This is a genomic window from Candidatus Clostridium eludens (assembly GCF_045310515.1).
Taxonomy (GTDB): Bacteria; Bacillota; Clostridia; order Clostridiales; family Clostridiaceae; genus Clostridium_B; species Clostridium_B eludens.
Window position 1 is genome coordinate 90,735 of sequence record NZ_JBJHZX010000010.1, and the last position, 14,978, is coordinate 105,712.

Annotated in this window: 14 protein-coding genes and 1 other annotated feature; of the genes, 5 read left to right on the top strand and 9 right to left on the bottom strand. The window is 29.6% G+C overall.

Features of this window, described 5'->3' with window-relative positions; translation table 11 throughout:
• Nucleotides 1-20 precede the first annotated feature (20 nt).
• The 5 genes from ACJDU8_RS08550 to ACJDU8_RS08570 all read right to left on the bottom strand — a co-directional run bounded on the left by ACJDU8_RS08550 (nucleotide 21) and on the right by ACJDU8_RS08570 (nucleotide 5,291).
• Nucleotides 21-794, bottom strand: coding sequence for a TatD family hydrolase (locus tag ACJDU8_RS08550; RefSeq protein WP_406791728.1), 774 nt, complete (start codon nucleotides 792-794; stop codon nucleotides 21-23).
• Between the two features lie 184 nt (nucleotides 795-978).
• Complete coding sequence (gene metG / locus ACJDU8_RS08555; protein ID WP_406791765.1) at nucleotides 979-2,931, bottom strand: methionine--tRNA ligase; 1,953 nt, start codon at nucleotides 2,929-2,931, stop codon at nucleotides 979-981.
• A gap of 108 nt (nucleotides 2,932-3,039) precedes the next feature.
• Nucleotides 3,040-3,283 (bottom strand) — a binding site (T-box leader).
• 22 nt (nucleotides 3,284-3,305) lie between these two features.
• Nucleotides 3,306-3,884 (bottom strand): uracil-DNA glycosylase, encoded by a 579-nt coding sequence (locus ACJDU8_RS08560; RefSeq protein ID WP_406791729.1) that lies wholly within the window; start codon nucleotides 3,882-3,884, stop codon nucleotides 3,306-3,308.
• Nucleotides 3,885-3,971: 87 nt separating this feature from the next.
• The gene (locus tag ACJDU8_RS08565) at nucleotides 3,972-4,490 is read right to left on the bottom strand and encodes a spore maturation protein (RefSeq protein ID WP_406791730.1); all 519 of its coding nucleotides are present in this window, start codon (nucleotides 4,488-4,490) and stop codon (nucleotides 3,972-3,974) included.
• A gap of 225 nt (nucleotides 4,491-4,715) precedes the next feature.
• Nucleotides 4,716-5,291, bottom strand: coding sequence for a nucleoside recognition domain-containing protein (locus ACJDU8_RS08570; RefSeq protein WP_406791731.1), 576 nt, complete (start codon nucleotides 5,289-5,291; stop codon nucleotides 4,716-4,718).
• A 228-nt stretch (nucleotides 5,292-5,519) separates the two neighbouring features.
• Between ACJDU8_RS08570 and ACJDU8_RS08575 the strand changes: the two genes are divergently transcribed.
• Complete coding sequence (locus ACJDU8_RS08575; protein WP_406791732.1) at nucleotides 5,520-5,762, top strand: metal-binding protein; 243 nt, start codon at nucleotides 5,520-5,522, stop codon at nucleotides 5,760-5,762.
• A 101-nt stretch (nucleotides 5,763-5,863) separates the two neighbouring features.
• On the opposite strand, the gene ACJDU8_RS08580 is transcribed toward ACJDU8_RS08575, so the two are convergent.
• Together ACJDU8_RS08580 and ACJDU8_RS08585 are read right to left on the bottom strand one after the other, a co-directional pair.
• Nucleotides 5,864-7,357, bottom strand: coding sequence for an N-acetylglucosaminidase (locus tag ACJDU8_RS08580; protein WP_406791733.1), 1,494 nt, complete (start codon nucleotides 7,355-7,357; stop codon nucleotides 5,864-5,866).
• 38 nt (nucleotides 7,358-7,395) lie between these two features.
• Entirely contained in the window at nucleotides 7,396-8,241 is an 846-nt protein-coding gene (locus ACJDU8_RS08585; RefSeq protein ID WP_406791734.1) for a polysaccharide deacetylase family protein, read from the bottom strand.
• Nucleotides 8,242-9,432: 1,191 nt separating this feature from the next.
• Here ACJDU8_RS08585 and ispF point away from each other — a divergent pair.
• Nucleotides 9,433-9,912, top strand: coding sequence for a 2-C-methyl-D-erythritol 2,4-cyclodiphosphate synthase (gene ispF, locus ACJDU8_RS08590; RefSeq protein WP_406791735.1), 480 nt, complete (start codon nucleotides 9,433-9,435; stop codon nucleotides 9,910-9,912).
• 248 nt (nucleotides 9,913-10,160) lie between these two features.
• Here ispF and ACJDU8_RS08595 read toward each other — a convergent pair whose 3' ends face one another.
• A complete protein-coding gene (locus tag ACJDU8_RS08595; protein WP_406791736.1) occupies nucleotides 10,161-10,763 on the bottom strand; it encodes a DUF1836 domain-containing protein in 603 nt (200 codons plus the stop codon).
• Between the two features lie 327 nt (nucleotides 10,764-11,090).
• On the opposite strand from ACJDU8_RS08595, the gene ACJDU8_RS08600 reads away from it, so the two are divergent.
• Genes ACJDU8_RS08600 through ACJDU8_RS08610 form a run of 3 tightly spaced genes read left to right on the top strand, consistent with a single transcriptional unit; the run spans nucleotide 11,091 to nucleotide 13,011 of the window.
• Nucleotides 11,091-11,681, top strand: a complete 591-nt coding sequence (locus ACJDU8_RS08600; RefSeq protein WP_406791737.1) for a hypothetical protein — start codon at nucleotides 11,091-11,093, stop codon at nucleotides 11,679-11,681.
• Nucleotides 11,682-11,698: 17 nt separating this feature from the next.
• A complete protein-coding gene (locus ACJDU8_RS08605) occupies nucleotides 11,699-12,349 on the top strand; it encodes a PspA/IM30 family protein (protein WP_406791738.1) in 651 nt (216 codons plus the stop codon).
• Between the two features lie 8 nt (nucleotides 12,350-12,357).
• The gene (locus ACJDU8_RS08610) at nucleotides 12,358-13,011 is read left to right on the top strand and encodes a DUF1292 domain-containing protein (RefSeq protein ID WP_406791739.1); all 654 of its coding nucleotides are present in this window, start codon (nucleotides 12,358-12,360) and stop codon (nucleotides 13,009-13,011) included.
• A 278-nt stretch (nucleotides 13,012-13,289) separates the two neighbouring features.
• Here the strand turns inward: ACJDU8_RS08610 and ACJDU8_RS08615 are convergent, their stop codons facing one another.
• Nucleotides 13,290-14,693 (bottom strand): tRNA nucleotidyltransferase/poly(A) polymerase-related protein, encoded by a 1,404-nt coding sequence (locus tag ACJDU8_RS08615; RefSeq protein ID WP_406791740.1) that lies wholly within the window; start codon nucleotides 14,691-14,693, stop codon nucleotides 13,290-13,292.
• Nucleotides 14,694-14,978 lie beyond the last annotated feature (285 nt).

Below are 14,978 nucleotides of genomic sequence, written 5' to 3' on the forward strand. Positions count from 1 at the left end.
GATATTTCCATTTTATACTATTATGTTAAGTTAAGCAAGTGTTTCATATTAGAAATTGTTATTTCACTTACTTCCTTCTCCGTAACTCCTTTTATGTCTGCTATCTTTGATATAATAAACTTTATATATTCTGATCTATTCCTCTTGCCTCTGAAAGGTACTGGAGCCATATAAGGACAGTCAGTTTCAACTAGAATTCTATCAACAGGTACTTCTCTCACCACATCCAATGATTTTTTTGCATTTTTAAAGGTTACTACTCCTGTAAAGCCTATATAATAACCTAACTTTATACACTCTCTGGCAAATTCAACACTGCCTGAAAAACAATGTATTTCCCCAACAACTCCCTTAAATTGTTTTATTATATTTAAAATATCTTCATGCGCTTCCCTATCATGTATAATTACAGGAAGATTTAGTTCTTTTGCTAGTTCCATTTGTTTTATAAATACAGATTTTTGTATCTCCTTAGGTGGATTTTCTTTATAGTAGTAATCAAGTCCTATTTCTCCAATAGCTTTCACTTTTTCATTTTTAGCCAACATTTTTAATTCATCTATTGTGTTGTGATCAAATTTATCTGCATATTCCGGATGTACACCCACTGCTGCATAAAATATCTCATGCTCATTTGCTAATTTAACAGAAACTCTAGCTCCCTCTATGGAAGATCCACAATTTAATACTCCAACTATATTATTTTTTTTCAATTCATTTATCACTATATTCCTATCCCCATTAAATTGTTCATCATCATAATGTGCATGGGCATCAAATATACTTAATTCCATATTAACTCCTCTCCCCTGTAAAATATTAAATATATACAGTAAAGTTCTCTTACCTGCTTTGGTAATCAAGAATTAAAAGTTAACGGTTATAAAAGAACATATTCTAAAACTCTTATAATTATTACCTCTTAATCCTTAACTAACTTCTCCTAAGTATATAAAAATTATTTAATTAATATATTAATCATTTTACCACACTACCAGTAGGAAGTTCCCCAGGAATGGAAAGTGTGAATAATTTGCTGCCATCATTTGAGGCTGCAGATAATATCATTCCCTCTGAAATTTCTCCTTTTAATTTTACTGGCTTTAAATTTACTGCAACTATTACATATTTTCCCACAAGTTCTTCTGGTTTATAATATTTAGATATTCCTGACACCACTTGTCTTTTTTCCTGTCCTAATTCAAGCTGCAATTTTAGTAACTTATTGGAACCTTTTATATGGTCACATTTTAACACTTTTGCAACCCTTAAATCTAGTTTATCAAAATCATCTATAGTTATTTGTTCTTTTATAGGTTCTGCTGTAGAATTTTGCAAAATGCTTTTTTCCTCTTTCAGTTTATTCAATTCTTCTATTTTTTTATCTACATCTATTCTAGGAAATAATATATCTCCTTTATTTATTCTAGTTCCCGACCTAGTTCCATCAAAAGAAGCTATACTATCCCAGGATATAAGTTCCACATTCAACTGCTTATAAATTTTCTCACTGGTTTCAGGAAGAAACGCACAAAGACATATGGATATTATTCTTAAAGACTCTGAAAGATTATAAATTACCGTTCCCAATCTATCTTTTTTGCTTTCATCCTTGGCTAATATCCACGGAGTAGTTTCATCTATATATTTATTAGTTCTTGATATAAGCTGCCATATATTGTCTAAAGCTTCAGGTATTCTTAAGTGATTCATATGTTTTTCTACTTTTATAGGTGTATCTAGGGCCAAACTTATGAGTTCATTATCTATATCCTCTTTCTGTGTTGGTGATGGCATAATTCCATCAAAGTATTTTTCTATCATGGTACAGGTTCTTGATAATAAATTTCCTAAATCATTAGCTAAATCTGAATTAATTTTCTTTATAAATATTTCATTATTAAACAACCCATCAGCACCAAAAGGAATCTCCCTCAATAAGTAATATCTTACAGCATCTGCACCAAAATGATTTACCAAAACTACAGGATCTACCACATTTCCTTTAGATTTTGACATTTTTCCTCCGTCTACCAAAAGCCAACCATGTCCAAATACTTTTTCAGGTAGTGCTTCTCCTAAAGCCATAAGCATTATAGGCCAGTAAATTGTATGAAATCTTAATATATCTTTACCTACCAAATGTACATTTGCCGGCCAATACTTTTTATATAATTCCTGATTTTCACCGCCGTAGCCTAATGCTGTTATATAATTTGCCAGTGCATCTATCCATACATATATTACATGTTTATCATCAAAAGTTACAGGTATTCCCCAATCAAAAGAAGTTCTTGAAACACAAAGCTCTTGAAGCCCTGGTTTTAAAAAATTATTTAACATTTCATTTTTTCGAGATTCAGGTTGTATAAAATCCGGATGAGTTTCAATATGCTTTATAAGCTCAGGCGCATATTTTGACATTTTAAAAAAATAGGCTTCTTCTTTAGCTTTTTCTACTGCTCTACCACAGTCAGGACACTTTCCATCTACCAATTGGGTTTCGGTCCAAAATGATTCACAAGGGGTACAATACCAGCCTTCATAATTTCCCTTATATATATCTCCTTGATCATATAATTTTTTAAATATCTTCTGGACTGCTTTTACATGATATTCTTCTGTAGTTCTTATAAACTTATCATAATTTATATTCATTATTTTCCATAACTCTTTAATTCCTGCTACTATTTCATCTACATACTCTTTGGGAGTAACTCCTTTAGCTTCTGCCAATCTCTGAATTTTCTGTCCATGCTCATCTGTACCAGTTAAAAGCATAGCATCATAGCCTGTAATCCTCTTAAATCTAACAAGGGCATCTGCTGCCACGGTGGTATATGTATTACCTATGTGAAGATTTGCCGATGGATAATAAATAGGTGTAGTAATATAATATGTTCCTTTAGTCATGTTCATTTCTCTCCTTATCTCATAATTTATACAAAAACTTTTATTAATATCTATTAAGATTCACTTGATAAAAATATTAATTTGCAAACTCAAAATAAAAAAGCCTCTATATGAAAACTTCTTCCATATAGAGGCGCAAAGCACGCTTTACCACTCTATTTCATCTTTACTTCGCAATAAAGACATCTATAAGTAATTAAACTTTAAAATTACTTTTCAATATAACGGTTGCCGCCGTACCACCCTAATATTACTTCAAATGGTATACTCCAGAGCCATGTTCATAAACTATTTTGTCTTCGATTTTCACCAAATTATCGACTCTCTTTGCACAAAATTAATTTACTACTCTTTCCTTCATAGTATTTAACACTATAATATGCCATATATTTTTATGTGTCAATGTTTTTTATTTCAAAGACTTCTTCATACTTTTTTCTTATACTTTTTAAGTCTTCCCAAAACATAGGCTTTTTATTCTCATCCCGCAGTATGGCAGATGGATGAAAAGTGGCAGTTATATAGAATCCTTTCCTTTCAACCCATTTTCCTCTATCCCTTGTAATTCTCCAATCCCTTCCTAGTATGCAATTCATGGCAGTAGCTCCAAGACAAACTATTATCTTAGGCCTTACAAGTGCTACTTGATTTCTCAAATATGGAATACATGCCTTTTCTTCATGTTCATGGGGAGTTCTGTTATTCTCAGGTCTACACTTACAAATATTACATATGTAATAATCTCTTTTCCTATACAAATCCAGTGACTCAAGAGCCTTGGTTAAAAGTTTACCTGCCTTTCCCACAAAAGGTACACCTGTTCTATCTTCATCTGCCCCGGGTGCTTCTCCTATAAACATCATGCCTGCTCTAGGGTTGCCATCTCCAAAAACCATATTTATTCTATTATTACTAAGATTACATTTCTTACAATTTATACATTCTTCATATAATTCTCTCCATTTCAACATCCTAACCATCACCTCAAAGTACCATTATATTATATTATACAACTAATACTATAAAATGAAATATAATCTTTTCATAAAAAAGTATATCTAAAACATAATCCTCGCTACTGTTACTGCTACTATTACTGAAACCAAATCTGCCATTATAGCTGCCCAAAGCGTATGCCTTATTTTTTTTATTCCCACTGCACCAAAATAAACTGTTACTGTATAAAATATAGTTTCTGTAGAACCCATAATTATGGAAGCCACTCTACCTATATAACTGTCAGGTCCAAACTTACTTAAAGTTTCAGTGAACACCCCAAGAGCCCCGCTTCCCGATAGCGGTTTTATAAGTATAAGAGGTACTACTTCTGCTGGAATACCTATAAAATTAACTATTGGTTTTATAAATCCTATAAAATAATCTAGTGCCCTAGATTCTCTAAATACTCCCACTGCTAATATCATAGCCAGCAAATATGGAAATATCTTAATACATATGCTAATACCTTCCTTGGCACCTTCTATAAAGCATTCATATACTTTAACTTCTTTTATTATTCCATAAGTAACTACAGAAACTATAATTATGGGTATTATACTCTTTATTATGTAACTCAAAGGTCCCCCTCCTCTTTATTAAAATCAAGTGATTCTTAGGTTCAGGTGGAATTTGCTTATGAGAAATGCTTTTCTCCACCTGAACATTAGAAGAACTTATCCAGATGCGTAACAGTGCTTATCTCCCACTTTGATAGAAAAGCAGAGAACCAAAATTTTTAATTTTGTGTGAATCGCTTTCACAGAGTGCGATGGGAGTATTAGCAATGGTAGCGTTCGGATAAGTCAGAAATATTTCTCCATTATTTTACAGCATATTATGCCAACTATTGCAGCTATAGTAGTGGTAACTACAGCTGGTATTATTGTTTCTGCTGGATTCTTAGAGCCCATAGCAGCTCTTATGGAAATAACTGTAGTAGGCAAAAACTGTATACAGGCTGCATTTAGCACCAAAAAGAGGGTCATATCATCACTTGCTTCTTCTTTTTTATTGTTTAGACGACTTAATTCCTTCATAGCCTTTATTCCAAAGGGAGTGGCAGCATTGGATAATCCCATCATATTAGCAGTAATATTCATAACTATAGCACCCATGGCCTTTTCATCTTTGGATGCCTTTTTAAACAATACCTTTAATATTGGTTTCATAAGCTTGGCTATCTTGTGAGTAAGTCCGCTTTTTTCTGCTATTTTCATAATTCCACACCATAGGCACATTATTCCCACAAGGTTTATTATAAGTTTTACTGTTGCATCTGAAGAAGCTATAATAGATTTAGATACTTCTTCTCCTCTGCCACAGAGAATGCCAAATATTATTCCAAAAGCTAAAATAAAAAACCATATAATATTAATCACATCAATTCACCCTCTAAGCTTTAAAATAAAAACTTCTCTAAGATAATTATTTTTACACAACTAATATATGACAGTTATTAGGTATAAAATTCCTAATTAAAATAGATGCAGTGAGAAATATATGAAATAGCGTTTAAAATATGGAAAATAAATCTTTTTTCCACTATTGAAAATATTTTTTAGGAGTGTTAACATTTGTGTTATGATATTTTTATTGGGAGGGTAGTAATGATAATTAAAGACATAATGAAATATTTAGAAAGTGAATATTTAGTTATAAGTTATACTCCTTGCGAAATATGTGGTGGAGATTACATAACTAGATATTCTAATGTAATTTTAATTGACGATATTCCATATGATATATGTGATTGTATATGTTCGAATTGTGGACATGAAAAAACTTTTCAATTCTGTGCACCTTTTATAAAAGATGAAAGTATGGTGAATATAAGAACTATATTAAATTAAAACCACTAAAAAAACATTCAATTATTGATTTAAAAGTGTATAAATAAACAACCCTACAAAATTTAGTTATTTTGATAGGGTTGTCTATTATATTAAAATCATTATTTTAGTTTAGGTATCTCAAATTCTAATTTGCTATCAGAATTTGAGGATATATCTTGTATTCCTTGGATTATATTAGGAATTTGTTTATACGCCCAAGCTATATCTGTAGCATACTGATGTTCTCCCGGGTTGTCAGGATTCCACCTCATTTTATAGAGCGTATCCTGATTTCTTGTAGGATTATTTATATATTGGGCTGCTATCCACGCTGCGCCTCCTTTTATAGCCTCCTCCGGAGTAAACCATTCCTTCTCATATGCTGTTTCAGTTCCATTAATTGTAGGGTTGTCATCTGTAGCTCCTATACCAAAGAAGTTATATACTGCCTTTCCATGAATATAGTTACCATTTTCATCAACAGCTCCTCCATTAGCTAACACTGAAGTTCCGCTCCCTGTTTCAAGCATTGCATGGGAAACCAAATATGCTACACTTATATCACTTTCCTTGGCCGCATCCAAAAATGCTTGTCCCAATCCTTGGAAGATCCCTTTTCCATTTAAAAAATTATTTAAACCATCCACAGTAATTCCATCTGAATATGTAAGCTTTAAAAATTGATATTTTCCATAACTATCGAGAAAATTGTTTGGATTAGCATAATATTTTATTTGATTCTTAGTTGCTGTATTGTCCATTATGCTAGTTTCTACAAAAACTGGCTTACTATATGAATTAAGCTGGGTGTCTACCATATTATCTAAAGTTATGTTATAATCCGCATATTGGATATTTTCGTTATTCACACTATCAACACACCTAAAATAATCTATAAGATAATTATCATAATCTGTGTTTTGATCTTTATGAGCTCCTGTTATACCTTGTCTTTTTATATATATAATTACTTTATATTTTTCACCACTAGTTCCTGCACTTAATGTCTTTAAAGCTGTTATTTTACCATTAGCTGCATTAGTATACCCATTAGTAAGTTCTGTATAGGTTCCGCTTTTATCTGATTCTTTACTTACAAAAATTCTGTATTGGACACCTGATGAATCAGAATTTATAAAGAATCCTTGTTCTTGAGATGATAACAGTGGTGTATATTCAAATTTATTGGAAGTTATTATGGGAAGACCTGAATAACTAGTCCCATCTGAATATTGACTCACTGTTGTAAATTGTAAAGTTACCGGACTTGACAATTTTTTTCCTGAAAGTGATTCTACCTCTGTTCCTATAATTAAATTATATGTCTCACCAGGATTATATCCTGATATTTTAGGGTTTATTATTACAGTACTTAAATCACTGCCCTGAGCTATTGCCACAGGTACTTGAGCATTATTTTTATCTGTAACTTTTATATTAGTATTATTTACAGTACTTGATTTTAAATCAAGATTAAATTTAACAGTCCATTCTTTATTAGTACTAATATTTACCTCAGGTGTTGCTAAAGAAGAACTTGCACAAACTTTAAATTGAAAAAACGTCACTAAAAATACCACTATTAAAATGGATGCATTTACTCTTTTCTTCAAAACTACCCCTCCTAAAGATATTGATTATAAAATTTCACTTAATTTGAAGCATTATATTGACTATTTATTAACCTTCTCTTAAACTCATCTATTCCATGATTAGAACTTACATAAACTCTATCTAATGTGTATAATCCTTGGCTTTTATTGGACCATCCTCCTATTGTAGTAAAAGCCATATCATATCCTACTGATTTTACAGCCTTTAAAGTATCCTCATTCCATTTTCCATAGGGATATGCAATATATTTTACATCCTTGTGCAAAAGCTTTTCTAAAAATTCCTTAGAATCCTTAAGGGTTTTTACCTGGTTGTCATAAGTTAAATTACATAATTTATCATGATTTACCGTATGACTTTCAATATCTATGCCATTATTTTGCATTTGTTTCAATTCAGTAGAAGTTAAAAAGTTTTTTTCATTGTCTATAGTACTTGTAATTACAAATATGGTAGCTTTAAAACCAAATTCTTTTAATACAGGAAAAGCATTTTCATAGTTATCTTTATAACCATCATCAAAAGTTATTATCACAGATTTAGTGGGTACTGGACTATTATTAACTAAAAAACTATAAAATTCATCTAAAGTAAGGGTAATATATCCATTGTCCTTTAAATACTGCATTTGCTGCCTAAATTTTTCTTTTGGAATTCTAAGTTCATTCCCTTTTTCATAGCTTATGGAATGATAATATAGTACTGGAATGGACTGTGAATTATATATTAAATCCCTCCCTGTAAACTGCCGGTTTTTGTTAACTACAACCTTACTTATATCTTGTTTTTTATCATTATTTTCCGACTGGCTATATTTTAAATTTCCAGTGGTGTTAATTTTTTTTTTCACTGGTAGATAAAAATTTAATTTTGTAAATTGCAAATATACCAGATAAGATAAAAAATATTAAAATTATCCTGATTAAAATTTTCATATTTCTATTTTTCATTTTTTCACTTCCCCATTAAAATGTATCAGTATTTTTACAATTTTAGGTCATAAATCCAAAAGTTTTGTTCTGAATTATACACATTATCCACAAATAGTTGTGGACAACTTGTTATTTTATTAATTACCATAACTTCTAAAAATCTATTTATACATACACTATTATTATAAATTATTCATTCAATGTAAATTATACTAAAAAGTTATTGATTTGTCTAAATTTAAATTAGCTATGTACAGAACTATACAAATTATCCACAAGCGTCTGTTTATAACTTGTATAGTTTAATTTTAACATTACCAACAAATATTATACTATGTTACTAAATAATTTTTTATTTATATTAAAATAATAGTAACCAAATCACAGTAATTACCATATACTATTAATACCCACACAGTTACAAAGCTCATAAATTATAACTAACATTTCCTCATACAAAAAATATACCTTTTTATCTCAGGAAATTAGGAGGATTACTTTACCTCTTAATTTCTTTATTTTACTCTACTAAACTCAAATGTTATTCTGCTTAAAAATAATTATTATATTTTTTTATAATTTTGTTAACATTTCTTTGAATTTATGCTATTATTTAAGTAGGTAAATATTTTATGAAAGGTGGGGTTATTTGTGAAAGATAACGTTACCAAAGTGGATTTCTCAAAATATAGGAAACAAGAAAATAAATCATTCCTTTTCTCATTAAAAAAATTTTTTATAAATTTTTTTAATTCTAAGAATAAAGTTCATAAAAAAAATAATAAAAACGGCAGTAAAGTAATTCATTATTCCCGTTATATATCCTAGGTGCATTGCAATGCACCCTTTTTATTTTATCCGATCGCTACCATTGCTAACACCCCCATCGCACTCTGTGAAAGCGATTCACACAAAATTAAAAATTTTGGTTCTCTGCTTTTCTATCAAAGTGGGGGATAAGAGGTGCTACGCGCCTGGATAAGTTCTTCCCCTAAAGGATAACGTATTCTAAGTGCTGAAAACACTAAGAATACTGTTAATAAGGTTCAGCTGGAGAGAATCATCCTTATAAGCAAACTCCATCTGAACCTAAGAATCACTTGATATATGATAAAATATAATAAAAATTAGGAGGATTCACTATGAGAATTGGACTTGGTTATGATGTACATAAATTAGCTTATAATAGACCCCTTATACTAGGTGGTGTAACTATTCCTTTCGATAGGGGATTAGTTGGGCATTCTGATGCAGATGTACTTGTTCATGCAATAATGGACAGTTTGTTGGGAGCTTTAGCCTTAGGTGACATAGGAAAACACTTTCCCGACAATGACATAAAGTATAAAAATATATCAAGCCTTAAATTATTATCTTATGTCTCAGACCTAATCAAAAATGAAGGATATGCTATAGGAAATATAGATTCTACCATAATAGCTGAAGAACCCAAGCTATTTCCCTATATACCTGACATGAGATTAAATATAGCTAAAATTTTAGATGTAAGTAAATCTATAATAAGTGTAAAAGCTACTACTGAAGAAGGTTTAGGCTTTACAGGTAAAAAAGAAGGAATAGCCGCTCAAAGTATTTGTCTACTATATAATAATGCTAAATAAGTATCGTTACTTTAACTTATTTTAAATATATATTTAACAAGTTTAGGCATCTATAGATAACTAACAAGCCAAAAATGCAAAGTCTATTTTATATTAAATAGAGAAAAAATTTTTCAGTTAGTAGGGCATAAAATAGACCAGCATATTATCTAGTTATTTTTAAGATGTCTTTTCATTTTCATAAAAACTTCTTTAAATAATAAGCGTAAATCTAAACAAAGAATTAAAATAGTTTTTTATAATTAATTTTACTTTTCTTCATAGTTATTAACTATATTTTGAACCAATTTTTTAATTGCACTTGCCTGACAAATTAAAGACATAACAACAAAAAAAATTATTATTTTTTCTTCCTCTTTACTTTTTAAATTCATATCTTTTACTATATTTTCAAATTTCTTTTCGTTAAAACATTCTTTTTCTATCAGGTTTTCAAAACTATCCTGCTGTAAATTCGAAAATATTTTATATGCATCTTCCCAGGATATTATATCATCTTCTCCATCATTTATTTCATTAAAAGCTAGCCTAAATACTTTTTTTATTTCCTCTGTAGTTAGTATAGGTCTCATATAACTTAATAAAATTAGCTGGGTTAAATGAACCTTTGTGTAACCTCTTTTTTTGCCATCCTCTGGTTTAGATATAACTTCATTCTTTATATAATTTTGCACTATATTATTAGTATATTTTTCTTCTTTAAATTTATCATTTAAATAATCTGTAACCTGTGACAAAAATAAATCATATCTTGGCAGGTCCTCATAAGGTATTATGTTACTAGTTGATATATTCTTTGCAATCTTATTTATATATTCTATTCCAAACTTACGTTCATCCACAGTTAACATCCTCCAAACAAATGTACTCTCTGGTAAAATTTTTTAAAATCAAACCATATTTATATTATATGGTATAGATATATTGTTTACAAACCCAACATCTTATAAAAACATAAGATTTTATTAGGATAATATAGGTATGTTGTATTAATTCATACTAAATGCGTTATTTTAATACTTGTTATGGGTTATTTTATACTATATAATCACTTATATACATTGCTTAAGATATTGTGTTACTATTATAGTAGAAAATATATATTTTTAGATATCTGAAAACAAATAACAAGTCAAAAACACTGGCTGATTATTTCTTTAAAGATGCCTTAAGGGGGGGTGTGTAAAATTAAGGCAAATAAAAAATATTTTATTATATCCCTGTTACTTACTTTTTTATTTCTATGGGTATATGTTTTTACTTCACAGTCAGTCACTTTAAAAACAAGCACTAATTTTAACACTGTACATGCTAAAAGTTCAAGTTTCGGTGGCTCAAAGTCTAGGAGTTTTTCAAGCAGCAGTACCTCAAAAGCTTCTGGAGGCAGTTTTAAATCAGGTAGTTTTTCTTCACCTAAATCCAATAGTAGTAGCTCTAGCAGCAGTTACAAATCTAGTAGTAGTTCTAGTAGCGATTTTAAATCAGGCAGTTTTTCTAATAAGTCTGACTCATCTACTACTTCATCTTCAAAATCCAGTGGTGAAAAAGCTAGCAGTACTACTTCTCAGTCCAGTAAAAACTACAACGATGGAAACAAACGCTCTTTTTTACCAATACCCATTCCTATATTTTGGGGAAACAACTACCATACGGGTAACAGCAGTCTCTTAGCAAATTTCTTCTGGGGTTTCGTTAAATTCATAATATTTATACTGGTATTAATATTTATTATTAATAAAATAAAAAAATTTAGAAGAAATAAAAAATAATTTTGAGGAGGATTTTTATGGGAATGTTAAAAAGAATATCTAATATCTTTAGGGCAAAGGTAAATAATACCTTAGATGGAGTAGAAAATCCTATTGAATTGCTAGATCAAAAACTGAGAGATATGGAAGATAGTTTAAACAAGGCTAAATTATCTTCAGCACAAATACTTGGTAATGTACACGAAATTGAAAAGAAAATGGAAGAATCAAAACGGATATCTTTAGAGTTCGACGAAAAAGTTAAGCTTGCTCTAAGTAAGAATAATGAAGAACTGGCTAAAAAAGCTTTAGAGAGAAAATTGGAAGCTGATAAAACTTATGCTTCCCTAGAGTCAAGTTATACTGATGCTTGTAAGAAAGCTGAAGCAATAAAATCTAAATTAAAAGAATTAGAAGAAGAAATTCGTAAGACCAGAATATATAGGGATGAAGCTTCCGCCAGATTTAACAATGCAGAAGCCTCTAAAAAAGTAAATGAAATATTAGCTAATGTAGAAACAGGTGGTAATAAAATAAACATTGAAGACATCGAAAGAAAAATTCAGAAGAAAGAATCTTTAGCTGAAGGACTTGGGGATTTAAGAGAAGAAGATTCACTAGAAAAAGAATTTGAAAAACTAAATGAAGTTAACATTGATGAAGAATTAAAAAAATACAAGCAAAATTAGGTGATACTATGGGTAAAACAGACCAGTTTATAAAAGCCGAAAAGGATAGATATGGCAAAATATTTGTAGATATAAATTATGCCATAAGTGCTGTTTCTCCTTTCTTAGATAAAAATACTTTTAACAGAAGAAAATATGTAGCTAAAATATCAACTTTAAAAAAGTATATAGATTTAATTGAAGCTGTAGAAAGTGAATTTAATAATAGTAATTTTTTAACTAAATTAAGGGGAGATAAATATATTCTCCTTCTAAAAGATTATAAAAATGATAACTCGGAATCTCTATTACAACTTGAAAAATGCGGCCGCTGTCAATGTTTGAACTGCACAACTGATTGTAATTTTGACAGCTGCCTTGGATGTAAAACCGGTTCTAAAATTGTCCACTGTGATAGGAAGAAAATAAATGCTGCAAAACATGATAATTTTTTTATTGAACTAACTAACAACAAAACTGGCAAAGATAGCAAATATATTGTTCTTTCAACACTTCAAGATGTGGAATTAAACAGAAAATATATAGTTATTGAAAATACTATATCAAAAGAAAAATTTATACTATACTACTATCCTGGAATTTCAGAAGACAATTATGGAGAAATTTCAGATGCTGAAGAATTTGACTTTATTGTTTCTACTTTTCAATCTATAGAAGGATAAATATATCACCAATTTAAAATATTTGTCCACAGAAACCACAAAGTTATCAACAATTTCTGTGGATAACTTATACATACTATATTCTAACTTAAAGGATACTTATTATCTACAATATAACTAGGTATCCTTATATTATTAATTCTGAACCTTATTAACAGTATTCTTAATGTCTTAGCACTTAGAATACACATCCTTTAAGGGAAGAACTTATCCAGAGGCACAGCCCCCCCATTTTTAAGAGGATGGAGGGGTTAGCTAATTACATCCTTCGGATAAAACTATATATAGGTTTTAGGTGTTTGTAATTTCAAATAATCTAATGCCTCTTCCCTGCTATTTATTTTTCCAAGATATCTCATCCTGTGAATATCTTCAAGTATAGTTTTTACCTGTGGTCCCGATTTAACTAAGATTTCAATAACTTCTTCTCCACTTAAAATTTTAGTTGCACTTATATTACAATACAGTTTATATTCCTTTAACATATCTTCAATAAATTCCTTAAATCCTAAATTCTCATCTTTTATTTCCAGAAGCATCTTAGTAGCACAATTGTCACAAAATGCAGTGATAATTATTTCTATTACATACCCATCATACTTATGGAAAAACTTATAGAAGGCCTCCTTCTTATTTACAGTTCTATTTGTAAAAAGTGCCAATGGATACATATGTCCTTCTACTATATTTTCTATATATCTTGTTGCCTTTTTAGGTAATTTCATGTAGTTAGAAAAATTTCTACATATAACCGCTCCCTTTATTTCATGATCATGGAAACTTACCTTGTCTCCTGTTTTTGTATATGCCTCATATTTACCTATATCATGTAAAAAACAGGCCAATGCCACATATTCCCTTAATCTAAATTCACCTATTTTAGTATTAAGATCATCCAAATCTAAGTTCTGAAAATTTATCTTGCCATTTAAAACATCTTTAAATACCCCATAAGTTAAATTTAAGTGTGTAAATACATCTTCTACATGGTATTTACATTTTCCTATAGTCTTGGATTCTTCTATATAAGGAATTATATGCTTTAATATAGCATAATTATCTAGAATTTCAAAAGCCCTCCCCTGCTTGTCATTTTCTATTATAAGCATAAGTTCACTAAAAACTCTTTCCTTGGGTAAATCCATTATTTTACCTTTAAATTTTTCAACACTCTCTTCAGTTTCTAGATTAAAGTGCATTCCAAAACTTATACAAAATCTAATACCTCTCAGTATTCTGCAAGGGTCATCTTCTAAACTTCTATCAGTAACATTTTTAATTATTCTATTCTGCAGCGCCCTTTTCCCATAAAAAGGATCTATTATTTTATTATCTCCTAATCTCAAAGCTATAGCATTAATAGTAAAATCTCTATTTTTTAAATCTTCTTCAATAGAGTTCCCCTTCATAAGAGCTACATCTATTTTATTTTCATTTTTTACACATCTATATATATTTATATTCTCTTTTATAGGGAAAAATTTATATCCCTCATTTTGAAGTTTCTCTATAAGCTTATGAATATCTCCTTTAAACACAAAATCTGCATCTTTAGGCTGAGAAGTTATACTCATCAACTTATCTCTTACATACCCCCCTACCAAATAGAGCTCTCCTTCTACTTCATTGGTTATATCCTTTATATCATAAATAAATTTTTTTATATAACTCAAATTAATCACCTACTCCCCCATTATTTTATCATACAAGAATGCTGAATTTCTACAGATAAAATTTTCTCATTTTAAAATTAATCTAATTACAGTAATTGATTTTTATGTTTAGGCTACAATTTACATATCCCAGCTAAGATTTCGACATATAGTATAATATTATCCATTTGGTTACCTTTTTGTTTTATATATACTCAAAAAATTTACTAATTTTTTTCCTTTATTTTATCATGAACTTAAGAGTTAAACCATTACAACACTATAATTATTATTGACTTTTGTATATTCTGGTAG